The 23,462-nt window shown below is 62.9% G+C and carries 21 protein-coding genes and 3 pseudogenes; 18 read left to right on the top strand and 6 right to left on the bottom strand.

The features are described from left to right. Positions 1 to 35: 35 nt before the first annotated feature. Positions 36 to 452 (bottom strand): DUF983 domain-containing protein, encoded by a 417-nt coding sequence (locus ACFQAU_RS01575; protein ID WP_132446142.1) that lies wholly within the window; start codon positions 450 to 452, stop codon positions 36 to 38. A 219-nt stretch (positions 453 to 671) separates the two neighbouring features. On the opposite strand from ACFQAU_RS01575, the gene ACFQAU_RS01570 reads away from it, so the two are divergent. The 5 genes from ACFQAU_RS01570 to ACFQAU_RS01550 all read left to right on the top strand — a co-directional run bounded on the left by ACFQAU_RS01570 (position 672) and on the right by ACFQAU_RS01550 (position 3,379). After that, complete coding sequence (locus ACFQAU_RS01570) at positions 672 to 1,274, top strand: EF-hand domain-containing protein (protein ID WP_132446140.1); 603 nt, start codon at positions 672 to 674, stop codon at positions 1,272 to 1,274. A 46-nt stretch (positions 1,275 to 1,320) separates the two neighbouring features. After that, positions 1,321 to 1,917, top strand: coding sequence for an RNA polymerase sigma factor (locus ACFQAU_RS01565; protein WP_132446138.1), 597 nt, complete (start codon positions 1,321 to 1,323; stop codon positions 1,915 to 1,917). Beyond that, positions 1,910 to 2,299 (top strand): hypothetical protein, encoded by a 390-nt coding sequence (locus tag ACFQAU_RS01560; protein WP_132446136.1) that lies wholly within the window; start codon positions 1,910 to 1,912, stop codon positions 2,297 to 2,299. The genes ACFQAU_RS01565 and ACFQAU_RS01560 overlap by 8 nt, the downstream gene beginning before the upstream one ends. Position 2,300: 1 nt before the next feature. Beyond that, positions 2,301 to 2,819, top strand: a complete 519-nt coding sequence (locus ACFQAU_RS01555; protein ID WP_132446134.1) for a periplasmic heavy metal sensor — start codon at positions 2,301 to 2,303, stop codon at positions 2,817 to 2,819. Positions 2,820 to 2,944: 125 nt separating this feature from the next. Continuing rightward, positions 2,945 to 3,379: a hypothetical protein gene (locus ACFQAU_RS01550; RefSeq protein WP_386280060.1), complete on the top strand. Its 435-nt coding sequence runs from the start codon at positions 2,945 to 2,947 to the stop codon at positions 3,377 to 3,379. 67 nt (positions 3,380 to 3,446) lie between these two features. On the opposite strand, the gene ACFQAU_RS01545 is transcribed toward ACFQAU_RS01550, so the two are convergent. The 3 genes from ACFQAU_RS01545 to ACFQAU_RS01535 are packed head-to-tail and all read right to left on the bottom strand — an operon-like array spanning position 3,447 to position 5,961. Beyond that, positions 3,447 to 3,995 carry a TadE/TadG family type IV pilus assembly protein gene (locus ACFQAU_RS01545; RefSeq protein ID WP_132446132.1) on the bottom strand — a complete coding sequence of 183 codons (549 nt, stop codon included), beginning with the start codon at positions 3,993 to 3,995 and terminating at the stop codon, positions 3,447 to 3,449. After that, complete coding sequence (locus tag ACFQAU_RS01540) at positions 3,995 to 4,534, bottom strand: TadE/TadG family type IV pilus assembly protein (RefSeq protein WP_120350663.1); 540 nt, start codon at positions 4,532 to 4,534, stop codon at positions 3,995 to 3,997. Before ACFQAU_RS01540 ends, ACFQAU_RS01545 begins: the two co-directional genes overlap by 1 nt. Beyond that, positions 4,531 to 5,961: a TadE/TadG family type IV pilus assembly protein gene (locus ACFQAU_RS01535; RefSeq protein ID WP_120352168.1), complete on the bottom strand. Its 1,431-nt coding sequence runs from the start codon at positions 5,959 to 5,961 to the stop codon at positions 4,531 to 4,533. The genes ACFQAU_RS01540 and ACFQAU_RS01535 overlap by 4 nt, the downstream gene beginning before the upstream one ends. Before the next feature lie 357 nt (positions 5,962 to 6,318). Between ACFQAU_RS01535 and ACFQAU_RS01530 the strand changes: the two genes are divergently transcribed. The 11 genes and pseudogenes from ACFQAU_RS01530 to ACFQAU_RS01480 all read left to right on the top strand — a co-directional run bounded on the left by ACFQAU_RS01530 (position 6,319) and on the right by ACFQAU_RS01480 (position 18,976). Beyond that, the gene (locus ACFQAU_RS01530) at positions 6,319 to 7,749 is read left to right on the top strand and encodes a Glu/Leu/Phe/Val family dehydrogenase (RefSeq protein ID WP_120350664.1); all 1,431 of its coding nucleotides are present in this window, start codon (positions 6,319 to 6,321) and stop codon (positions 7,747 to 7,749) included. A 148-nt stretch (positions 7,750 to 7,897) separates the two neighbouring features. Next, positions 7,898 to 9,148: a sarcosine oxidase subunit beta family protein gene (locus ACFQAU_RS01525; RefSeq protein WP_386283752.1), complete on the top strand. Its 1,251-nt coding sequence runs from the start codon at positions 7,898 to 7,900 to the stop codon at positions 9,146 to 9,148. Between the two features lie 12 nt (positions 9,149 to 9,160). Then, positions 9,161 to 9,433, top strand: coding sequence for a sarcosine oxidase subunit delta (locus ACFQAU_RS01520; protein ID WP_132446130.1), 273 nt, complete (start codon positions 9,161 to 9,163; stop codon positions 9,431 to 9,433). Continuing rightward, on the top strand, positions 9,430 to 12,366 hold the full coding sequence (locus ACFQAU_RS01515) for a sarcosine oxidase subunit alpha family protein (protein ID WP_132446128.1): 2,937 nt from the start codon (positions 9,430 to 9,432) through the stop codon (positions 12,364 to 12,366). The genes ACFQAU_RS01520 and ACFQAU_RS01515 overlap by 4 nt, the downstream gene beginning before the upstream one ends. Next, entirely contained in the window at positions 12,359 to 12,895 is a 537-nt protein-coding gene (locus ACFQAU_RS01510; protein ID WP_132446126.1) for a sarcosine oxidase subunit gamma, read from the top strand. The genes ACFQAU_RS01515 and ACFQAU_RS01510 overlap by 8 nt, the downstream gene beginning before the upstream one ends. A 139-nt stretch (positions 12,896 to 13,034) precedes the next feature. Next, complete coding sequence (locus tag ACFQAU_RS01505) at positions 13,035 to 13,253, top strand: hypothetical protein (protein ID WP_386280047.1); 219 nt, start codon at positions 13,035 to 13,037, stop codon at positions 13,251 to 13,253. A 114-nt stretch (positions 13,254 to 13,367) separates the two neighbouring features. After that, positions 13,368 to 15,366: pseudogene (gene dnaG / locus ACFQAU_RS01500) on the top strand (DNA primase). 136 nt (positions 15,367 to 15,502) lie between these two features. Then, positions 15,503 to 17,485, top strand: a complete 1,983-nt coding sequence (rpoD, locus tag ACFQAU_RS01495) for an RNA polymerase sigma factor RpoD (protein WP_120352171.1) — start codon at positions 15,503 to 15,505, stop codon at positions 17,483 to 17,485. A 100-nt stretch (positions 17,486 to 17,585) separates the two neighbouring features. Next, on the top strand, positions 17,586 to 17,999 hold the full coding sequence (locus ACFQAU_RS01490) for a hypothetical protein (RefSeq protein WP_240791652.1): 414 nt from the start codon (positions 17,586 to 17,588) through the stop codon (positions 17,997 to 17,999). Positions 18,000 to 18,078: 79 nt separating this feature from the next. Continuing rightward, positions 18,079 to 18,558: a hypothetical protein gene (locus ACFQAU_RS01485; protein ID WP_132446122.1), complete on the top strand. Its 480-nt coding sequence runs from the start codon at positions 18,079 to 18,081 to the stop codon at positions 18,556 to 18,558. Position 18,559: 1 nt separating this feature from the next. Further along, the gene (locus ACFQAU_RS01480) at positions 18,560 to 18,976 is read left to right on the top strand and encodes a secondary thiamine-phosphate synthase enzyme YjbQ (RefSeq protein ID WP_132446120.1); all 417 of its coding nucleotides are present in this window, start codon (positions 18,560 to 18,562) and stop codon (positions 18,974 to 18,976) included. 18 nt (positions 18,977 to 18,994) lie between these two features. On the opposite strand, the gene ACFQAU_RS01475 is transcribed toward ACFQAU_RS01480, so the two are convergent. Next, positions 18,995 to 19,666, bottom strand: coding sequence for an SDR family oxidoreductase (locus ACFQAU_RS01475; RefSeq protein ID WP_120350671.1), 672 nt, complete (start codon positions 19,664 to 19,666; stop codon positions 18,995 to 18,997). Between the two features lie 186 nt (positions 19,667 to 19,852). Here ACFQAU_RS01475 and nrdR point away from each other — a divergent pair, with 186 nt between their 5' ends. Both nrdR and ribD read left to right on the top strand, forming a co-directional pair. Then, on the top strand, positions 19,853 to 20,320 hold the full coding sequence (gene nrdR, locus ACFQAU_RS01470) for a transcriptional regulator NrdR (protein ID WP_067264800.1): 468 nt from the start codon (positions 19,853 to 19,855) through the stop codon (positions 20,318 to 20,320). Between the two features lie 29 nt (positions 20,321 to 20,349). Beyond that, positions 20,350 to 21,428, top strand: a pseudogene (gene ribD / locus ACFQAU_RS01465) (bifunctional diaminohydroxyphosphoribosylaminopyrimidine deaminase/5-amino-6-(5-phosphoribosylamino)uracil reductase RibD). A gap of 3 nt (positions 21,429 to 21,431) precedes the next feature. Here the strand turns inward: ribD and ACFQAU_RS01460 are convergent. Then, positions 21,432 to 23,455, bottom strand: a pseudogene (locus tag ACFQAU_RS01460) (capsular polysaccharide biosynthesis protein). Positions 23,456 to 23,462: the final 7 nt, after the last annotated feature.

Genomic DNA, 23,462 nt, shown 5'->3' with positions numbered 1-23,462 from the left:
TGCTCCGGCGGTCAGGGGCCGAAGGGCGGGCCGCGCTAGGTGGTGCCGCCGAAGCCGCCCATCCTTTTGGCCCATTGAAAGCCGATCATGGCCCCCTTCAGTCTGGGCAGAAGGTAGAGGGACAGCGCCGTGCAGCCAACCGCAAAAATGGTGAACAGGGTCAAAGGCTCGGGCCGCCAGACCACAAAGGCGATGTGCAGCCCCGGGGCCAGCAGGTGGCCGACCAGAAGAATGGTCAGATAGGCTGGGCCATCATCGGCGCGGTGGTGGTGAAACTCTTGGCGGCAGACGGCGCAGTCGTCATTCACCTTAAGATAGCCGTGCAACAACTGACCGCCCCCACAAGAGGGGCATTTGCCGCGCCAGCCGCGCAGCATGGCGGGCAGGCGAGGCCGCTCTTCGCTGTCTTGCGTCTCGGCAGTGTCGGGGGCCAATTGCTGTGTCTGTGACATAGGGGCGATCCTTTGGTTGAGGGGTAGATGCAGGCTGGGGCGTGAAAAGAAAAGACTTGAGGACGCCGTTGCGGCGCCATGTCGCGCAGGGGGCGGGGCTTTGCCGACTTTTTGAAAAAACTTCGGGTTCGAGCGACGGAAGTTCTGGCGCCAGCCGTTTGACCCTGTGATCGCGGCGCAAAAGCGTGAGACGATCTTTAAAAAACGAGGAGTATCAAGATGACCATTCGTACCAATATGAAGATCGCAGCCCTCAGCGGATTGTTGGCCATCGGTGCCGTCGCCGCCACCGCGCAGCCAAGTGGGCAGGACCGGTTCCAGCAGCTTGACGCTGACGGCAACGGCGAGATCACACAGGCAGAGTTTCAAGCCCACGCCGAGGCGCGTTTCGCCAAGGTTGATGCCGATGGCGACGGTTTCGTGACTGGCGAAGAGTTGAAAGCCGCAGGCGAGGCACGCAAGGCCGAGCGTTCGGCCAAGATGCTGGAGCGGTTCGACACCGACGGCAACGGCAGCCTTGATGCCTCTGAACTGGAAGCCATGGGTGACAAACGCGGTGACAAGCGCGACGGCAAAAAGGACGGCAAGCGCGGTCACAAAGGCGGCGAGCGCATGATCGAGCGTATGGACGCCAATGACGACGGCAAGCTGTCGATGGAAGAGATGACGCAGCGCCACGACCCCGCCAAGATGTTCGAGCGTCTGGACAAGGACGAAAACGGCAGCATCAGCGCCGAAGAGTTCGAAGCGGCGAAGAAAATGCATGGCAAGCGCCACGGCAAGGGTCACAAGATGGACCACGACAAGCCGCAGCGCGACTAAATGATGTTTCGGGCGCGCTTGATCAAAGCGCGCCCGGATCTTAGCCATGGACGGGATGCAGAATTTGTCCGACGATCAGCGCGATGCGGATGCCGAGTTGTTGCAGCGCTACGCCAGTGGCGATGCGGCGGCGGCGCGGCTGTTGACCGCGCGACTGGTGCCGCGCATTCACGGCCATGCGCTGCGGGTCTTGGGCGACCGCGCCGAAGCAGAGGACGTGGCCCAAGAAGCAATGTTGCGGCTGTGGCGTCAGGCACCCCAATGGCGCGCGGGAGAGGCCAAGGTCACCACTTGGGTTTACCGGGTCGTGGCGAACCTGTGCACCGACCGTTTGCGGCGTCGCGGTGCGGGTGCGGCAGGGCTGGACGATGTGGCCGAGCCGGCCGATCCGACGCCGGGTGTCACGCAAAAGATGCAGCAGGCGGCCCGTGTGGATGCCTTGCAACAGGCGTTGGCGAGCTTGCCCGACAGGCAGCGCCAAGCGGTGGTGCTGCGCCATATCGACGGTATGGCAAACCCCGAAATTGCCGAAGTCTTGGGCATTGGGGTCGAAGCGGTGGAGAGCCTGACCGCACGGGGCAAACGGGCGTTGGCCGCGCAGCTATCTGCGCAACGGGACGCATTGGGGTTTGAAAATGAATGACTTTGACGACGCATTAAGTGATGGGGCATTGAGTGACGCCGCACTGGAAAATTTCTTTGCCGCAGCCCGGGCCAATCCGCCACAGGTCTCTGCCGATCTGCAAGCGCGGGTTCTGGCCGATGCCCAAGCGCATATGCCCAAAGCAGCGCGCCAGCCGTGGCACCAAGCACTTTGGCATCTTTTGGGCGGTGCGGCGGGGCTAAGCGGTCTTGCCACTGCCGCGGCGGTTGGGGTTTGGGTCGGCGTCGCCCCGCCCGAGGGCATGCCGGATCTCGCCGGGCAATTCGTCTCCGGCACATGGACGGCCGAGACATTGGACACGGGCGAAGCCGATACAGGCACCGAACTGGGTGGTTTTGGCTGGGACATGGAGGAAAGTTGAGATGACACAGGTTCCCACACCACGGCGCAGGCGACTGATGCGCTTGGCGCTTGGTCTGTCGCTGGCGCTGAACGTGATGATCCTCGGCGCGCTTGGCGGTGCGATGTGGCGTCATGGCGGGCCGGGGCCGCGCGGCGATGGCGATCTGCCGGGGCTGCGCAGCTATGCTTCGCCCTATGTGCAGGCGCTGCCGCCCGAAGCGCGGCGCGATCTGCACGGCAAGATGCGCAGCAGCGGCAAGGCGCATCATCTCGACCGGGCGGCACGGCGCGCGCTTTATGACGAGATGCTTGCCGCGCTGCGGGCAGAGCCGTTTCAGGCGGATGTGGCCGCGGCGGTGCTCGCCGCGCAAGGAGAGGCGGCGGCCAGTGTTCAAACCGTGGCCCATAACGCATGGCTGGCCGAGGTCAGCGCGATGGATACCGCCGCCCGCAAAGCCTATGCCGACAAGCTGCAAGAGCGGTTGCAAGCCGGGCACGCCCGCAAAAAAGACAAGCGCGAGAGCAAGGCTGAGCGTTAATCGGGCAGGGCGCCCCCGGGCGCGCGGTCTTGCCCTTTGCGGGGCGGCGGGCTAGGCCGAGGGCGAATGAAATCGGCAGGCGGCGGCAGGCGTGCGGCCCCATTGCCCCTCAGAAAGCCCGGCCGATGACCGATACCCCCCAGACGATGCACAGCGGCGCGGAAACCGTGCTGGCCAGGGCCAAAGCCTCTCCCGCGCGGCGCGGGGTGGGGCTTTTGTCGCTGGCGGGGCTGGGGCTGTTGCTGATCTATTCCGCGCTCACCCGTTCGCCCGATCCGGGGTGGCAGATCGCGCTGGCGCTGGTGGGGCTGGGCTTCATCGGCATTGCCGAATTGATGCGCCGCTCAACCGCCAGCGGCGTGGAACTCACCAATGAGGCGCTGCGCGATGCCGATGGCCGGGTGATCGTCCGCATCGACGAAATCGCCCGCATTGATCAGGGGCTTTCGCGGTCAAACCCTCAAACGGTTTCCTGCTCAAGACCAACCGCCGCGTGGCGCGGGGCTGGCGCTTGGGCCTGTGGTGGAGCCTTGGCCGCCGTATTGGTGTTGGTGGCATGACCCCGGCCAACGAGACCAAGCTGATCGCCGAGATCATCCGCGCCAAACTGGCCGAGCGTGACGCGGCTTAACCGTCTGACCAGACCGTGCGCGGCGCATAGCGCGGACGGGTGAAGACGAAGTTATAGATATCGCGGCGCTCGAGCCCGGTTTTGAACAGTGGCTCGAAATCGCGCCATGTCTCGACCAAGGTGACACGTTCGTTGTTGGGCATCACCGGCAGCTTGTCGTGCCAATTGCGCACGTCATCGCTGGTCAGAGGGGTGGGGGTGCCGCGCACCTGCGACCAATCCGTATGGTAGCGGTTGTTGGCCTCATCATACCAAATCGAGCTGACCCGCATGTCGGTTTGCCCTGTGCCACGGGTGAGATATTCGAAAAGTTGCTGCATTCCTTGCAGGTAGTCTGGGTCAATCGCCTGCGTCTCCCGCGAGATGGCATCGCCCACGGTATAGGCCGCCGTCTGGTTGAGGTTATACATGCGGAAGGTGTCAAAGGTCGAATACATGGCCAGATAGGCCCAGAACATCAACGGCAGCATGATCACCGTTTCAACGGCGATCGAGCCGTCTTCGCGCCTTTTGAACCGGGCCAGCAGAGAGATGAGCGCACGCATCAGTTCGGCTCCTGTACGAAGGCCGCGCTTGAGACCATGGAAACACGGCCCGCGCCGTCTTTCTCAAGGGCATAGCCAAGGCCGGTGGTCGGAAAGAAGGGTTTAAACCGGGCACAGGCGCGCAGCAGCATCAACTGATGCTCCACCCCGAGGGTCCAGCCGCGCACCGGTTTGGGGTCTTCGGAGGTGTCGACGCAATCGGGTGACTGATCGAAACTTGCAAAATTGCGCGGATCCACTTGGATCATCTCAAGACGCAGGACTTCGCTGCAGTCTTCCAAGTAGATCGCGGATTCACAGATTTTGTCCTTGATGGTCTGATGCGTCATCGGTGTGTTGGTGTTTAGCCGGACATAGCGCACCGTCATGTCCAAGCCCCGATCAAGGAGCATGTGGCGGATGGCGTAAAAGCTCATTTCGACCGACATAAGCAGACAGCCAAACAGCAGCGGCGACAGGATGGCGAATTCTATCAGCATCGCCGATCCATCCTCATCGCCGCGAAACCGGCGCCATGCTTTGATGCTGCGTTGTATCATTGCGTCAGCCTCAACTGGTTGATTTGCCGGGCGATGGCCTCAAAGGCGCTGACGATCTCGACCCCTTCGACGCGGAAGAAATGGCTGTCGGAAGAGGCGCAGTTTTTCATGACCGACGCGCCATGGTCGGTCACCTCAAAGCCGATCGACCAGATCACGATGCCCTTGGCCTTGGCCGCGTCGCAGATGTTGTCCAACAGGGCGTCGGCCCGCGAGGCGGTGTATTTGGTGTAATACCAGCGGTATTGCTCGCTTGAGCGGACATTGCGGTTGAGCCACCAATAAAAGGGGTAATCGCTCCAGTGGCGGTAGTGGTCCATGTTGGCATAGACCTGCGGGTTGATCCGGCGGGTGGTCACGTTCACGCCGTCAGTCATCAGGATCACTGTCTTAAGCGTCTCGATATCATCATAGGCCGCAGGGCGATCTTGAAATGCAGCCTCGCCACCCGTGGCCTGGTTGATCGCCCGGAAGGACGGGTCGAGCAGGGCCACGCCCCATTTCATCCCCAGATGGATGGCAGTATTCGCGCGGGGCTGGAAATTTGAGATACGGGCCTTCAGCGCGGCGGCGTTCTGCGAGAAGGCGGCCACCTCTTCATAGCTTTGTTTCGGGCAGCCGGGATTATAGATGTTGTCATAGCGCCCGGTGTTCTCGCGGTCATAGCCGTTCCAGCTATATCCCGCCTCGAAATGCTGCATATGCTCATAGCTGCGGGTCTGGCTGATGGCGGTGAGATCAAATTCGCTGTCGTCAAAATCAACGCAGTGCGAAAAGGAGTGCAGTTGGGTGACGTTCAGCTCATTCATGATGTCCTGCCCGACGTTCACCTGCGCGGTATAGGGCACCACCGAGATTGAGATCAGGTCGGCGTTCTCGGGTTTGATCACCGTGTCGATGAAGGCATCGCTTGCATCGTGTAGGTTGGCCATTTTGCCGTTCTCCCGCATGGAGCCGGAGATATCGAGCACCATGGAAATCTCGACCTTGTTCACCTTTTCCTCGGCTTGGGATTTGGCGGGGACCCGCAGGTTGTCTTGGCCGAATTTGCTCATGAACATGGTGTTCAGGGTATGGGAGGCATCGACCGTGACGCGGCGGTAGTTCAGCCCTTCTTCGACCGTGACGCTTGAGACATATTCGGCCAGCCCTGCCTTGTCGAAATAGTCGCGGGCCACAGCTTCGGGGCTGAGCGTCTGATCTAGGTCAGCTGCCGCCAGCACGGCGCGGTCGGCCACGGCCTGCACCAGAGAGCGTTCACGCTCATGGCGCATCAGGTCCACCCCGACACCGCCCAAAAGGATCATCAACAGGATCATCAGAATGGCGAAAAACGTGACCAACCCGTCTTCTTCCCGCGCAAAACGCCGAAGCAGCGCGGGCAGGGGCCGCGGGGAATGTTCCGAACTGTGAGATGTCTTGCGCATCGTCATCAACCTTTCTTCCTGTGGCGTCCTGCGGGCACCAAAGGGAATGGGCGGCATTTGCCTTGCCCTTGTTGTGCTGTGGGAAAGTGTCCAGAGTTTGGCGCATCTGGGGCAATAGGCAGCGTTCCGGGCAGGTTTTCATGGAAATGACCCACCTAGCACTGGCTGATTTCCACCGAACGGGGAGGGCGTGTTTCCCGGCCCTACCCAGGGTTGATAAAGTTTTGCAAATCGCGCTGAATTAGGTCGCACCCCGTCATGAGGCGTCCTACGGTGCGGCAGCATGCCCCTAGGGCAGCCAGATGAGTCGCGCCCCGCAACAGAGGTAACGCGGCCAGACAAGAAGAGGAGAGACCGATGAATCCAGCCAATGAGCCGAGTTTCCGCGACAGTGTGGACCTGATGTTCAACCGCGCGGTCGCGCTGATGGATTTGCCACCCGGTCTTGAAGAGAAAATCCGCGTCTGTAACGCCACCTACACGGTGCGTTTCGGCGTCCGCCTGCGGGGCCGTATGCATACTTTCACCGGCTACCGCTCGGTGCATTCGGAACATATGGAGCCTGTGAAGGGCGGCATCCGCTACTCCATGGCCGTGAACCAGAACGAGGTAGAAGCGCTGGCGGCGCTGATGACCTATAAATGCGCCTTGGTCGAAGCGCCCTTTGGCGGGTCCAAGGGCGGGCTTTGCATTGATCCGCGCGACTACGACGAGCATGAGCTAGAGTTGATCACCCGGCGTTTTGCCTATGAGCTGATCAAACGCGATATGATCAACCCCGCGCAGAACGTGCCCGCCCCCGACATGGGCACTGGCGAGCGCGAGATGGCGTGGATCGCGGATCAATACAAACGCATGAACACCACCGACATCAACGGTGTCGCCTGTGTCACCGGCAAGCCGATCAACGCAGGCGGCATCCAAGGCCGGACCGAGGCGACGGGCCGGGGCGTGCAATATGCGTTGCAAGCCTTCTTCCGTGATCCCGAGGGGCTAAAGAAAGCCGGTCTGAGCGGTAAGCTTGAGGGCAAGCGGGTCATCATTCAGGGTCTCGGCAATGTGGGCTATCACGCCGCCAAGTTCCTGAGCGAAGAGGATGGCGCAAAGATCACCGCAATCATCGAACGCGATGGCGCGCTGCACAGCGAAGACGGGCTGAACGTCGAAGCCGTGCACAAGTGGATCGAAAAGCACGGCAGCATCAAAGGCTACGCTGATGCGAAGTTTGAGGAAGATGGCGCCAAGTTTTTGGAAGCAGAATGCGATATCTTGATCCCTGCCGCGCTTGAAGGTGTCATCAACCTCAGCAATGCCGAGCGTATCCAAGCGCCGCTGATCATCGAGGCCGCCAACGGCCCTGTGACCGCCGGGGCGGATGAGGTGCTGCGCAAGAAGGGCACGGTCATCGTGCCGGATATGTATGCCAACGCGGGCGGTGTAACGGTCTCGTACTTCGAGTGGGTCAAGAACCTTAGCCACATCCGCTTTGGCCGTATGCAGCGCCGCGCCGAGGAATCGCGTCACCAACTGGTGGTGGACGAGCTTGAGCGGCTGAGCGCGGACAAGCAACTGGGTTGGACGCTGAGCCCGAACTTCAAAGAGAAGTACCTGCGCGGCGCGGGCGAGTTGGAGCTGGTTCGCTCTGGCTTGGACGACACGATGCGCACGGCCTATGAGGCGATGGCGCATGTCTGGCACAGCCGCGACGACGTCGATGACCTGCGCACGGCCGCCTATCTGGTCTCGATTGAAAAGGTGGCGGCGAGCTATCACGCCAAAGGGCTTTGAGGGGGCGTATTTCCCCTTAAGTGAACGAAAAGGGGCGCAGTGCGCCCCTTTTTGCTGACCGGGCCCACGATGGGGGCAGAGGGCGTTTTCGGTCATTGATACTTGCGCTTCAAGTTGCTTGACTGCGGCAAGACCGGGGAGGCGAATGATGCGATTTTCAGGACTGCGGGTGTTGCGCGAAGGTTTGACCGGCAATCGCGGTTGGACAGCGCAATGGCGCGATCCAGAGCCGCAGGCGGAATATGACGCGGTGATTATCGGGGGCGGCCATGGGCTGAGCACGGCCTATTACCTCGCCAAAAACCACGGGATGACCAATATCGCGGTGCTTGAGAAAGGCTATCTGGGCGGTGGCAACGTGGGGCGCAACACCACGATTGTGCGGGGCAATTACTTTTTGCCGGGCAATTCCGAGTTCTACAGCCATTCGCTGAAGCTCTGGGAAGGGCTGTCGGAGGAATTGAACTACAACGTCATGTTCAGCCAACGCGGGGTGATCACGCTGTTTCACTCCGACGCACAGCGCGACGCCTCGGCCCGGCGCGGCAATGCGATGATCAACCAAGGCGACGACGCGGAACTCTTGGGCCGCGACGACTTGCGAAAATTGCTGCCTTATCTGGACTACGACAACGGCCGTTTTCCCATCCATGGCGGGTTGCTGCACCGGCGCGGCGGCACCGCGCGGCATGATGCGGTGGCATGGGGCTATGCGCGCGGCGCGGACCAGCGCGGCGTCGATCTGATCCAGCAATGCGAGGTCACCGGCATCGACATCGAGAATGGCAAGGTGCGCGGCGTAGAGACCACGCGCGGGCCGATCCGGGCCAAGAAGGTGGCGATTGTGACAGCGGGGCGCTCGGGCCAAGTGGCCGCGATGGCCGGGATGCGCCTGCCGATTGAGAGCCATGTATTGCAAGCCTTCGTGACCGAGGGGCTGAAGCCGGTGATCGACCATGTGGTGAGCTTCGGCATGGGGCATTTCTATATCAGCCAGTCCGACAAGGGCGGATTGGTCTTTGGCGGCGATCTGGATTTCTATGCCTCCTACGCACAGCGCGGCAATATGCCGATGATGGAACATGTGATGGAGGCGGGGATGACCCTGATGCCGATGCTCGGCAAGGCCCGTGTGCTGCGTTCTTGGGGTGGGATCATGGACATGACCCCCGATGGCAGCCCGATCATCGACAAGACTGATACGCAAGGTTTGTTCATCGATTGCGGCTGGTGTTACGGCGGCTTCAAAGCGGTGCCGGCCTCGGGCTATGCGCTGGCGCATCTGATGGCCACCGGGCAACACCATGAGACGGCGGCGGGCCTTAGGCTCGACCGTTTCCGCTCGGGCGAAGGTCTGATGGATGAAGAGGCCACCGGGTCTCAGCACAACTTGCATTGAGGGAGGGCGACCATGCGGATTGAATGCCCCATCTGCGGCAGCCGGGACCGGCGAGAGTTCTATTATCGCGGCGACGCCATCGCCTTGGCGCGGCCAGCACCTGATGCTGGCGACGATGTCTGGGACGGCTACCTCCACCTGCGCGACAACCCGGCAGGGCAGACGCGCGATCTGTGGCAGCATGAGAGCGGTTGCGGCGCGTGGCTGGTCGTCACCCGCGATACGGTGACCCATGCGGTGCAGGCCGTGGAACTGGCATCTGATGTGAAAAGGGCCATGGCATGAGGATCGCAGGGCGCGGATTGATTGACCGGGACAAGCCGGTCAGATTCACCTTCGACGGGCGGCGCTATGACGGCTTTGCGGGCGATACGGTCGCCTCGGCCATGCTGGCGAACGGGCAGCGGCTGATGGGGCGGTCGTTCAAATACCACCGCCCGCGCGGGGTGCTCAGCGCGGGCAGCGAAGAGCCGAACGCGCTGGTGACCACAGGTGTCGGTCCCGCGTCAGAGCCTAACGTTCGCGCCACGATGCAAGAGATTTACGAGGGGCTGGCGGTGCGCAGCCAGAACGCTTGGCCGAGCCTCGATTTTGATCTGATGGCGGTAAACGACCTTGGCGCGCCCTTTCTGGGGGCGGGGTTCTATTACAAGACATTCATGTGGCCGCGCCGGTTCTGGCGACATGTCTACGAGCCGGTGATCCGCCGTGCTGCGGGGCTTGGTCGGCTGAGCGGTCAACCCAATGCCGATGCCTATGAGAAAGCCTATGCCTTTTGCGACCTATTGGTCATCGGCGCGGGGCCGGCGGGGTTGATGGCGGCGCTGACGGCTGCGCGGGCTGGGGCCGATGTGATCCTCGCCGACGAAGACGCGCTGATGGGCGGGCGGCTCAATGCCGAGAACGAGAGTATCGGTGGCCAACCGGGTCACACATGGGCAGCGGGAATGGTGGCGGAACTGGCCGCGATGGAGAACGTCCGCCTGATGCCGCGCACGACGGTCACCGGGGCCTATGACGGCGGCATGTTCGGCGCGCTCGAACGGGTCAACCAACACCGCGCGCGGCGCGGCGAGGGTGCGCCGCTGGAATGTTTCTGGCGCATCGCGGCCAAGCAATCGATCCTTGCGGCAGGCGCGTTAGAGCGCCCCGTGGCCTTCGCCAACAACGACCGCCCCGGCATCATGACGGCAGGCGCGGTGCGGGCCTATCTCAACCGTTGGGGCGTGGCACCGGGCAAGCAAGTGGCGGTCTTTGGCAACAACGACGACGCCCACCGCACAGCGCGCGATCTGGCAGCGGCGGGGGTGCATGTGGCTGCATTGATCGACAGCCGCGAGGGGGTCAGCATTGAAGGCGCGGATTTTCCGGTGCTGCGCGGTGCCGTGGTCTGCAACGCTTCGGGCCGCAAGGAATTGGAGGCCGTGACCATCCGCACAGCGGGCGGAGAGCACAAGATACAGGCTGACTGTCTGGCCATGTCGGGCGGCTGGAATCCTTCGCTGCATCTGACCTGTCATCTGGGCGGGCGACCGACGTGGGAGCCCGATATTCACGCCTTCGTCCCAACCCCCGGCGCTGTGCCGGGGATGCATGTGGCGGGGGCCTGCAACGGCACCTTCTCGACCCACGGCTGCCGTGCCGCGGGTGTAGCCGCGGCCGGGGACGCGCTGGAGGCGCTGGGCTGCAAAGCAGAGGCCGTGGACCTGCCGCAGGCCGATGATGCGCCATACACTCTCAAACCCCTCTGGGCGGTGCCGGGCAAGGGCCGGGCGTGGCTCGATTTTCAGAACGATGTCTGTGTGAAAGACGTGCAGCAGGCGGCGGCAGAAAACTTCCGCTCGGTCGAGCATATGAAACGCTACACGACCCAAGGCATGGCACCCGATCAGGGTAAAAACTCAAACGTTGCGGCGCTAGCGGTGCTGGCCGATGCCACGGGGCGCGGCATTGCCGAGACGGGCACGACCACCTTCCGCCCGCCCTATACCCCGGTTGCGATTGCAGCGATGGGCGCGGGCGGGCAGGGCAAGGGCTTTGCGCCCGAACGGCTGACGACCAGCCACGCGGCCAGCCTTGCCATGAACGCCCCGATGGTGGAGGCGGGGCTGTGGTATCGCCCCAGCTATTTCCCGCGCGGGCAGGAACGCAACTGGCGGCAGTCCTGTGACCGGGAGGTCGGTTTTGTGCGCAACACGGTTGGGGTCTGCGATGTCTCGACCTTGGGCAAGATCGACATTCAAGGGCCGGATTCGGCCAAGCTGCTCGATCTGGTTTATACGAATAAGTTCAGCACCTTGAAGGTCGGCAAAGTGCGCTACGGGTTGATGCTGCGCGAGGATGGTTTCGTCATGGACGACGGCACCTGCGCGCGGTTGGGGGAGACGCATTACCTGATGACCACCACCACCGGCGCTGCCGGTGAGGTGATGCGCCATCTGGAATTCGTGACGCAATGTCTGCATCCCGAATGGCAGGTGCATCTGTCTTCGGTCACCGAACAATGGGCCCAATTCGCCGTGGCGGGGCCGAAGTCTCGTGAATTGCTGAATGGGCTGCTGGAGCAGCCGATCGACAATGACAGCTTTCCCTTCATGGCCTGTGGTGACGTGTGGCTCGGCGGTGTCGCGGCGCGGCTGTTCCGCATCTCTTTCTCTGGCGAACATGCCTATGAAATCGCGGTGCCCGCGCGCTATGGCGCGGCGCTGTTCGATCTGCTGGTCGCGCGGGCCGAGGCGCTGGAGGGCGGCGCCTACGGGATGGAGGCGCTGAACGTGCTGCGGTTGGAAAAGGGCCATATCACCCATGCAGAGATTGATGGGCGCGCCACGGCGGGCGACATCGGCATGGAGCGCATGGTGTCGGACGGCAAGGACTGTATCGGCAAGACCATGTCGGAACGCCCCGGCCTGCGCGATCCAAGCCGCGCGCAACTGGTGGGGCTGCGGCCTGTGGGCGCGGTGAAGCAGTTGACCGCAGGGGCGTTTCTGTTCGAGGCCGGGGCCGTGGCCACGCGCGAGAATGTGCAGGGGCATACGACTTCGGTCGGTTTTGCGCCGGATGTCGGTACCTTTGTCGGACTGGGCTTTGTTACCCGGGGCCGCGCACGGTATGGGGAGGTGATGCGCATGGTCGACCATCTGCGCGAAATCGAGGCCGAGGTGGAGATCTGCGCCCCGGTCTTTGTGGACCCGGAAGGAGGGCGCGCCCGTGGTTGAATTGAAAGCGCAAACGCCGTTCGGCGAGCTGCTCCCGCTGCACATCGGTGACATGACGGTGGCGGCCCGTGATCTGGGCCAGTTGACCGTACTGGGCGTGTCTGATCGGGCGGGCCTCTCCAAAGCGCTTGAGGCGGCCCATGGGGTTGCACTGCCAGAGCCACTTCAGAGCACCGCTGAGGGCGATGCCCAATGCCTGTGGTTTGGCCGGGTAGAGGCGCTGCTTGTCGGGCCTACGCCTGATGAGGCGCTTGCGAAACATGCAGCCCTCGTCGATGTCTCAGACGGATGGGCGGTGGCGGAATTGCAGGGGCCGGGGGCCGAGGATGTGCTGGCGCGATTGGCCCCGGTGGACCTGCGCGATGCGGCGTTCAAATCCGGCCAGACCCTGCGCAGCGCGTTGCGCGACATGCCTGCCTCGATCACCCGCACTGAGACCGGCTTCCTGCTGATGGTCTATCGGTCGATGGCCGCCACTTTGGTGCAGGAGTTGCGCCGCGCTATGGAAGCGGTGGCATCGCGGCGCTAGGTTGTCCGGCGGGGGCCCGATCCCCGTTTGGCAAACAACGGAGCATAGACATGAACAAAACGATTTTCGCCGCTTTGGCCGCGATCAGCATGGCGGTCTCGGGCCCGGCGCTGGCAGCCTCGAAAAAGAAGACAGCTGTATGCATCAGGCCGCCGTGGTCGCCGCCGTGCAGCAGGCGCGGCTTGATCGCGTGAAGGAACGCGAAGTGCCTGCCGCCGTGAAGGCCAAGGCGACATGGCCCGAAAGCTTTAACACCGCGATCCCGCTGGTGACCCCTTGGGTTTATGAGATGAAAATGCACGACGTGAAAAAGAACGATCTCTCCGCCGCGTGGAAAGAAATGTGCCTCGCGCAGTAAGCTAACAAACACCATGCCGGGCAGGGGCGCTGCCCGGCATGGAAAGGCGCTTTGCCGCCCGTGGCTGACCTGCCTCCTCTGGACTCTGATCCGCCCCAGCCGGTATATGAAACCATGAGCCTGCCCCCTGGATTTTTGGAAGAACTGCGTGACCGCGCCAGCCTGTCTCAGGTGGTGGGGCGCAAGGTCATATGGGACAACCGAAAGTCCAATCAGGGCAAGGGCGACATGTGGGCGCCATGCCCTTTCCATCAGGAAAAATCCGCCAGCTTCCACGTCGATGACCGCAAGGGGTTCTACTACTGCTTTGGCTGCCACGCGAAGGGGATGCGATCTCTTTCGTGCGCGAGACCGAGAATGTGAGCTTTATGGAGGCGGTAGAGATCATCGCCCGTGAAGTCGGCATGCCGGTGCCCAAGCAAGACCCGCGCGCGCAGGCCAAGGCCGACAAGCGCACGCAACTGGCCGAGGTCATGGAGCAAGCGGCGCAGTGGTTCCGCCTGCAATTGCGCACCGGCGCGGCGGGGGCGGCGCGGGACTATTTGATCAAGCGCGGCCTCTCGGAACAGGCGCAGGCGCATTGGGAGATTGGCTTTGCGCCGAACAGTTGGCAGGGGCTTTGGGATGCCCTCAAATCTAAGGGCGTGGCGGATGAGTTGATCCTTGGTGCGGGGCTGGCGAAACCCTCGTCCAAGGGGGAAAACCCTATGATACTTTTCGCGGGCGCATTATGTTCCCGATCCGCGATGCGCGGGGGCGGGCGATTGCTTTTGGCGGTCGCGCGATGGACCCAGAGGACAAGGCGAAATACCTCAACTCGCCTGAGACAGAACTCTTCGACAAGGGCCGCAGCCTTTACAATGTGAAAGACGCCCGCGCCGCTGCAGGTCGGGGGCAGGCGTTGATCGTGGCCGAAGGCTATATGGATGTGATCGCCCTGCATGGGGCGGGGTTTGAAGGCGCCGTGGCCCCGCTTGGCACCGCGATTACCGAGAACCAGTTGCAGATGCTTTGGCGGATCGCGCCCGAGCCGATTATTACGCTGGATGGCGACGCGGCGGGCCAGCGTGCTGCGCTTCGGCTGATCGATCTGGCGCTTCCGCTGCTAGAGGCCGGGCAAAGCCTGCGTTTCGCGGTGATGCCCGAGGGGCAAGACCCCGACGATCTGCTGCGGGCCCAAGGGGCCGGGGCCTTGCAAAAGCTCTTAGACAGCGCCCTGCCCATGGTGCGCCTGCTGTGGCAGCGCGAGACCGAGGGCAAAGTCTTTGACAGCCCCGAACGAAAAGCGGCGCTGGATAAAAGTCTGCGTGAAAAGATCAAACTTATCCGCGATCCGTCGATCCGCAGCCACTATGGGCAAGAGATCAAAGACCTGCGGTGGGACCTCTTCCGCCCGCAAAAACAGCGCCCTGAATTCCGCCCCGTGGGCGGCAGGGGGCCGGGCAAGGGCGGGGGCAAAGGGGGCAAGGGTGCTCCATGGGGCGCGCCGCTGGCCCCTTTGGCGAGCACGAAAGCCTCGGCCCTCGTGGCGATGAGCGATGAACAGGTGGGCATGCATCTGCGCGAGGCGGTGATCCTCGTGGCCCTCGTGGACTGCCCGCAATTGGTCGAGACTTTCGAGACCGGGTTAGAGGCGATGCGCTGCGACGATCCCGACCACGCCCGGCTGCGCGATCTGCTGCTGCGCTTTGGCCATGCGGGTCAAGAGACGCTGCGCGATGAGATTTCCTATTCGCTGGGCTGGGAGACACTTGAAAACATGAAGGGGCAACGCCACGTTGCCATCACGCCCTGCATTCGCAATCCCGGCAACGTGGACATGACCCGCCTGACTGTGGCCGAGGAACTGGCCAAGCTGGATGCCGCCCGTGGGCTGAACGAAGAGATTGCCGAAGCCGTCGAAGACCTCAGTGGCCCGGCGGACGAGGGGGTAACCTGGCGTCTGAGCGAAGCGGCCCGCGCCGCCGACCTTGCCCGCCGCAGCGCGCAGGAAGAAAGCAACGGGGAATTCGACGTGGGCGACAACGGCATGACCATGGACCGCGATGAACGCAGCGCACTGGATGCGCTCTTGGGAACGATTAAATATGAGAAGTCGAAGGGTCGCGGATGAGGCATCAGCGTGGCCCATTTGCAGGACTTTTTGAAAATGCTGGGCAACGGGTTTAAGAATCACCAATAACCCCGCATGATTCGGAAAACCGAATCGTCTGCGGATGATTCGCGCTGACGCGCTGAAGGAGCATGAGATGGCTGCCAAAGATACGAATGACGACGCAAAGAGCAACGATTCAGAGGCTGGCCACTCGCTCGACATGAGCCAAGCCGCCGTGAAGAAGATGATCGGCGAGGCCCGCGAGAAGGGCTATATCACCTATGATCAGCTCAACACAGTGCTGCCGCCCGATCAGGTAAGCTCGGAACAAATCGAAGACGTGATGTCGATGCTGTCGGAAATGGGCATCAACATCATCGAAGACGAAGAGGCCGAAGAGGAAGAGAACAAAGGCTCGACCGAAGTCACGACCACCGAGTCCAACCGTGATGTGGCGTTGTCGTCTGGCACCTCTGAAAAACTCGACCGCACCGATGACCCGGTCCGCATGTACCTGCGCGAGATGGGCAGCGTTGAGTTGCTTAGCCGTGAGGGCGAGATCGCCATCGCCAAGCGGATCGAGGCCGGCCGCAACACGATGATCGCGGGGCTTTGCGAAAGCCCGCTGACGTTTCAGGCGATTACCATCTGGCGCGACGAACTTCTGTCCGAAGACATTTTGCTGCGCGACGTGATCGACCTTGAGGCGACTTTTGGCACGCAGATGGGCGATGAGGAAGAAACCACGCCGGTCGTGGCCCCTGCCGCCGGGACCGAGACCAAGAGCGAAGAAGCCAAGCCCGAGTACGACGCCGACGGCAACCCGATCTCATCCGACGACGACGACGATGAGGACGAACAGGCCAACATGAGCCTTGCGGCCATGGAAGCGGCGCTGAAGCCTCAGGTTCTCGAAGCGCTCGACATCATCGCCGACGACTACGAAAAGCTCAGCGCGATGCAGGACAGCCGTATCTCGGCCACGCTGAACGAAGACGGGTCTTTCACCAAAGATCAGGAAGCGATGTACCAAAAGCTGCGGTCCGAGATCGTGCTGTTGGTGAATGAACTGCACCTGCACAACAACCGTATCGAAGCCCTGATCGACCAGCTTTACGGCATCAACCGCCGCATCATGCAGATCGACAGCGCGATGGTAAAGCTCGCCGACCAAGCGCGCATCAACCGCAAGGAGTTCGTCGACAACTACCGTGGCTACGAGCTTGATCCCAACTGGATGGAGCGGATGGCCGAGAAGTCCGGTCGCGGTTGGCAGATGTTTATCGAACGCTCCAGCGACAAGGTCGAAGAACTGCGCGCTGACATGGCGCAGGTCGGTCAGTATGTCGGTCTTGATATCTCTGAATTCCGCCGTATCGTGCAGCAGGTCCAGAAGGGCGAAAAAGAAGCCCGTCAGGCCAAGAAGGAAATGGTCGAAGCGAACCTGCGCCTCGTCATCTCCATCGCCAAGAAGTACACGAACCGCGGCTTGCAATTCCTTGATCTTATTCAGGAAGGTAACATCGGCCTGATGAAGGCCGTGGATAAGTTCGAGTACCGCCGCGGCTACAAGTTCTCCACCTATGCGACGTGGTGGATCCGTCAGGCGATCACCCGTTCGATCGCCGATCAGGCGCGCACCATCCGTATTCCGGTGCATATGATCGAGACGATCAACAAGCTGGTTCGGACCGGTCGTCAGATGCTGCACGAAATCGGCCGCGAGCCGACGCCAGAGGAACTGGCCGAGAAGCTGCAGATGCCGCTCGAAAAGGTCCGCAAGGTGATGAAAATCGCCAAAGAGCCGATCAGCCTTGAGACGCCCATCGGCGATGAGGAAGACAGCCAACTGGGCGATTTCATTGAGGACAAGAATGCCGTGCTGCCGCTCGACAGCGCCATTCAGGAAAACCTCAAGGAGACCACGACCCGCGTGCTGTCCTCGCTCACCCCGCGGGAGGAGCGTGTCCTGCGGATGCGGTTTGGTATCGGCATGAACACCGACCACACGCTCGAAGAAGTCGGTCAGCAGTTCTCGGTCACCCGCGAACGTATTCGCCAGATCGAAGCCAAGGCACTGCGCAAGCTCAAACACCCGAGCCGTTCGCGCAAGCTGCGCAGCTTCCTTGATCAATAAAACGATGCGCGGCCCCGGTGGCCGCGTTTCCTTTGCGGGGTGGGCCTTTGACCTGCCGCGCGCGCCGCTTACATCAATGGGATATCCCAAGGAGGATCCCATGATGCGCAAAACTCTCCTTACCCTTCTGTGCTTGGTGCTGCCGCTGCAAGCCGCCGCGCAGGCCTATCGGGCCGAGAATTGGTTGGTCGTCGTGCCCCTCACCGCGCGTGATTTTGAAGTGATCGAAGACCACGGCGCAGGCGCGCGTCACGTCTGGTGCGCCGCTGCGGAGTTTGCGCAGGATGTTTTGGGCCTGCCGCGCAGTGAGCGGCTTTTCATCAAAACGCCCCGTGGGCCGTCGCTCAGCGGTGTGGGCCGAACCGGCGTTGTTTTCACCACCGATCTCGAGCGGGTGAACGGCGATATCCGGCAGTCCTATTCCGTCACCCTGCGCCGCGCGGGAGAGAACCTGCCTAGCCACCATGCGCGCCAGTTCTGTTTGGACCACCTGATCGAGTTGGAAGATTTCTAGAGCCACACTCTGACCCAGACCGTTGTTTGCGCGGCACCTCGGGCCTATCCTGCGTGGGATGTTGCGGTGGATCAATCTCATGCGTCTCGTTCTTGCCAGCCTGTTTCTGACCCTCGGCGTCAGCCAAGCCGCTGCCCTTTGCGACGCAGGCAGCACCACGGTTTTGAGCTGTACGACCGGCAGGGGCACCAAGCAGTTGGATGTCTGTATCACCGGGGATCGCGTGACCTACCGCTTTGGCCCTCACACCGCGCCTGACCTGAGGCTGAGCGCTCCGATCAAGGAGGTCGCGCATCAGCCTTGGCCGGGGATTGGTCGCGCCATTTGGGAGAGCACGACCTTTCGCAACGGGGCGTTTTCCTATGAGGTCTACGGCGCATACGACAAGATTGATCAAACCAGCAATGGCGGTGTGACAGTGACCGAGCAGGGCCGAGAGATCGCGGCGCTTACCTGCGACAGCGGCACGGCGGAACTGGGGCTCTTTGCGCTCAGCGATGCGAAACAGGCGGCGGGCCAATGCTGGGACGCTGACGCGCAAAATTGGGGAGCCTGCTAAGATGCAGACTGTATTTACCGTCGAAACGCGCGGGCAGGCGCTCTACGAATTCACCGATGATGTGGCCCGCTGGCTTGCCGGGCAGGGGGAGGGGCTGCTGACGCTCCTTGTGCGGCACACCTCTGCCTCGCTGTTGATCCAAGAGAACGCCGATTCAGACGTGCAGCGCGACCTCTTGGCCTATTTCGCGCGGCTGGTGCCGCCTGCGGATGCGCCGCAAATGGGCTATCTCACGCATCTGTTGGAAGGGCCGGATGACATGCCTGCGCATATCAAAGCCTCGGTTCTGCCCGTCAGCCTCAGCATCCCCGTGGGGCGGGGGCGGATGATGCTGGGGACATGGCAGGGCATCTATCTGTTCGAGCACCGCAACGCCCCCCATCACCGCCAAATCGCGGCGCATTTCCGGCCCGACTGACGCCGGACCGGACCGGGCTTAGCCCGTCGGCATCAGATGGATTTCACGCACCGCCGCCCGCGCAGGCGCGTCGAGCGCATGCATGACGGCATTTGCCACGTCCTCAGGTTGCAGCTTGTCGGGTTTGGCCTCATCGAAAAAGGCCGTATCGACCATGCCGGGGGACACCACCATGCAGCGGCCACCCCATTCGGCCATCTCATCCGCCAGATTGCCCGCGAAGCCGTGGATGAACCATTTGGTGGCGCTATAAATCGAGCCTTGGATATGGCGCCGTCCTGCGGCAGAGCCGGTGACGACATATTGCCCGGTCGTTTTGCGCAGATGCGGCATGGCGGCATGAGCGGTATAGAGCGCGCCCATGATATTGAGGTCTACCATCGCCTTCCAATCCTGCGGATCGCCCTTTTCGGTGCCCGCCGGGCTGGTGCCACGTCCGGCATTGGCGAATGCCGCATCGACCCCGCCAAAGTGATCGGCGAGCTTGTCGAGCGCCTGTTTCTGCGTGTCGTAATCGGTGGCGTCGCCCACGAGCACCAGCGCCTGATCACCGATCTCATCGGCGAGGGCATTCAGTTTCTCTTCGCTGCGGGCGAACAGGCCGATGTTCCAGCCCGCCTTGGCTGCGGCTCGCGCGGTGGCCGCGCCGATCCCGCTGGAGGCACCGGTGAGGAAAAGTGTCTTGGTCATAGCATACTCCGTTTATGTCCTTGGCTGACCAACGCAGGGGCATGGCGTTGGGTCCATGACACATTTTTGAACGCAACATCTAGCTGTGGAAATCTTCTCTACCCAAAACCTCGCGGCTCCCCTATAAGTTTTGACAAGAGGGCCGCGCGCCCCACAAGTGAGGCAGGATGAAGAGGGGGACGGCCCATGCGCTGCCCGTTTTGCGGAAATATCGACACCCAAGTGAAAGACAGCCGCCCGGCCGAGGATCACGTCTCGATCCGGCGCAGACGGTTTTGCCCGGCCTGCGGGGGTCGTTTTACCACTTATGAACGGGTGCAGCTGCGCGATCTTGTGGTGATCAAAACCTCTGGCAAACGCGAAGACTTTGACCGCGACAAGCTGGAACGCTCGATCCGCATCTCCATGCAAAAACGCCCCATCGATCCCGAGCGTATCGATCAGATGATCTCTGGCATCGTGCGGCGGTTGGAAAGCATGGGCGAGACCGACATCAGCTCGAAACACATCGGCGAGATCGTGATGGAGGCGCTGGCCCGGATCGACACCGTGGCCTATGTGCGTTTCGCCTCTGTTTACAAGAACTTCCAAGCCGCGGATGATTTCGATAAATTCGTCCAAGAACTGCGGCCCGACGCCCTGCCGGAAGAGTGACCGGCGATAGGGTGAGCGACGTGCGGTTCATGGCGCTGGCGCTGTCCTTGGGGCGGCGCGGGCAGGGCAATGTCTGGCCCAACCCGGCGGTCGGCTGTGTGATCACGCAAGGCGCCCGGATCGTTGGGCGCGGTTGGACCCAGCCCGGCGGGCGCCCCCATGCAGAGCCGCAGGCGCTGGCGCAGGCGGGCGCTGCGGCGCGCGGGGCGACGGTCTATGTCACGCTTGAGCCCTGTTCCCACCACGGTAAGACACCGCCTTGCGCGCAGGCGCTGATCGACGCAGGCGTGGCGCGGGTAGTGATCGCGACGCAAGATGACGACGCGCGGGTGAACGGACGCGGCATCGCGATGTTGCGCGCGGCGGGGATCGAGGTCTCAGTCGGGCTGCACGAAGACGCGGCCCGCGCGGATAACGCGGGTTTCTTCTGCCGTACCGATTTGGGCCGTCCGATGCTCACGCTGAAGCTGGCCAATTCCTTTGACGGGCGCATCGCCACCGGTACGGGCGAGAGCCAGTGGATCACCGACGCCCCGGCGCGGCGGTTGACCCATGCCATGCGCGCGCGGCACGACGCGGTGATGGTCGGGGCAGGCACCGCGCGCAAGGATGATCCAAGCCTCACGGTGCGCGGTCTTGGCGTCGCCCAGCAACCGGCCCGCGTCGTCGTCTCGCGCAGGCTTGACCTGCCGCTGATGGGGCAGTTGGCGCGGACGGCGGCAGAGGTGCCGTTGATCCTCTGCCATGGCACGGATGCCGATCCGGCCTTGGTCAAAGCGTGGTCCGATCTGGGGGCCACGATGCTGCCCTGCGCCGCGCGGGGGCGCAATTGAACCCCACTGATGTGTTGCGGCAACTGGCGGGCCATGGGCTCACCCGTATCTTCTGCGAGGGCGGCAGCGCCTTGGCCGCGTCCTTGATTGAGGCGGATTTGGTCGATCGGCTGGTGGGCTTTACCGCTGGGCTGGTGATCGGCGCCGAAGGTCTGCCGGGGATCGGAGCGCTCGGTCTTTCGCGGCTGGCCGAGGCGCCGCGCTTTGCCCTGCAATCGAGCCAGCAGATCGGGCCGGACTTGCTGCACGTTTGGCGTCGGAACGCGGCCGACTAAACGCTACCGCCGCCAGAGGTGGCTCTGGCTGGCAAAGACCCCTTGAAGTTTCGACAGCAGCCGGTTGCCCAGCCCGGCGCGGGGCAGGCTGCCGGAAGCCAGCCGTTCGACCACCACTTCGACGGGGCAGGGCAGGCCGCTTAGCGGATCGCGGTAGCGCGGGTAGTCGATGAGGGCAGCATGGACCAGCCCTTCCAACGTCGGTTGCGCCCGGCGGCGGGCGGCACATCGCTCCGGTCTTCGGTCAGCCCCCAGCCTGCGTAAAAAGGCGCGCCCAAGGTCACGACCGGCACGCGGCGCAGCAGGGCTTCGAACCCCAAGAGCGAGGTCATGGTCCAAACCGCATCGACCTGATCCAAAAGCGCCATCGGGTCGCCGTGGTGCAGGATCAGATCGGCGTCGCCCGCCTCGGTCGCGCCTTTGCGCAGGCCCGCTTCGACATCGGGGTGGGGTTTGTAGAGGATCACGGCATCCGGGTTGGCGGTGCGGGCGGCGGCCAGCAGGGCCGCGTTGCTGCGCACGGTGTCTGTGCCAGTGAGGATCGAAGCGTCATCTTCCACCTGACCGGGCACAAGGATGCGGCGGCCCGGGGGCAGATCGGGCGCGGCGCCGCCAAGGTTGTATTTACTCAGCCCCGCGCCGGTGAGCCTGTCGATCAGCGCGCGGGCGCGGGCCAGTTGATCGGGGCGCAATTCGGCGCGTATTTCGATCCATTTTTCCAGACGGCTTGGCCCTTGGGGGTCGTAGTAGATGCCCAGATCATCGCAGACCAGCGACAGGGGCGGGACCAGTTCGGCCCCCAGCCCGCGTGAGCGAAGAAACCCGTCTTCGACCCGCAACGCACCTTGAGGCGCGGTCTCTGCCTTGCTGGCCCAGACCATGGCGCGACGGGGCGGCTGCGGCGTCTCTGCCGCGCCTTTGCGAAAGCGAAGCGGCGTTGACGCGCCAAAGAATTGCTGCAGCGGACGGCGCTTCCACAGGCGCATGCCCCATGCGTCCCAACCGGGGTGATCTTCCCGCCACGCGCGGGCATGTGCTGTGAGCGCGGTGAGAGCGGTCTCGAAACTGCCGAGCCCGTCGCGGTAGGGGTCGTACCACGTGGGATAGAGGATCATCGCCGCCGCAAAGAGCTGCGCGCGGCTAAGGCGGCGCTGGCGGCGTTGGACGGGGAATTCATCCTCCGTCAGCCCCCAGCCCGCGTAGAAAGGCTGGCCAAAGACGCGCGGCCTGTGCCCGGCAAAGATCGCCTCGAACCCCATTTGCGAGGAGACGGTATAGACGCCGACAGCGCCTTCGAACAACGCCCAAGGGCTGATGGGATCGGTCAGCAGGGTGATCCGGTCATTGGTATCCTCGGGGCCGAAATGGCCGGGACGATATCCCTGCGCGGTCTCTGGGTGAGTCTTGATGATGACCCGCGCGCCGGGGTGTTCTTCTTGCGCGAAGACGAGCATTTCCAGAAACCGTGCGCGATCCGCCCCCGAAGCGGTGACCGAAGCGTCGCCGCGGGTCTGGTCGATCACCAGCACATAGCCCGGTTCAGGGGCAGGGGTGCCGAGGTCAAAGCCCGCGTATTTGGTCAGATGCGCCTCTGCCATCTGCGCCATGCCGCCCCGCGCGCGGTCCAGTAGGGCGGTGTTGTCCAGCGGATGATGGGCAAGAAGTTCTTCAAGGTCAGAAGGTTGGGCGGGGTCGAAATGGGCGCCCCGGCTGTCGATCAGCAGCCCCAAGGGCGGCTCTCCGGCGCGGCCGGGGTGGAGGGAGCGCAGCCATGCGTCCTCCACACGGATCACCGGCACGCCGCGCTTTGCCGCCACCGCCAGCCCGCGATGCGCGGTGGGGGAGTTGCCCCAGACCGCCACGGCATCATCGGGGCCGGGCAGGCCAAGACGCAAGGAATGGCCCGACAGCTGCAAAATGCGCCGCACCCGCCGCTGCGTCAGAAACCCGCCGTTATATACGAAAAGCCGCCGGCTCCTTTCGGGACCGGCGGCAGAGTATTGGTATGGGTCAGCTTCAAAGGCCACCGGCGTG

Source organism: Sulfitobacter profundi (genome assembly GCF_042661425.1).
Taxonomy (GTDB): domain Bacteria; phylum Pseudomonadota; class Alphaproteobacteria; order Rhodobacterales; family Rhodobacteraceae; genus Sulfitobacter; species Sulfitobacter profundi.
This window is presented reverse-complemented; position numbering and strand designations above follow the sequence as displayed.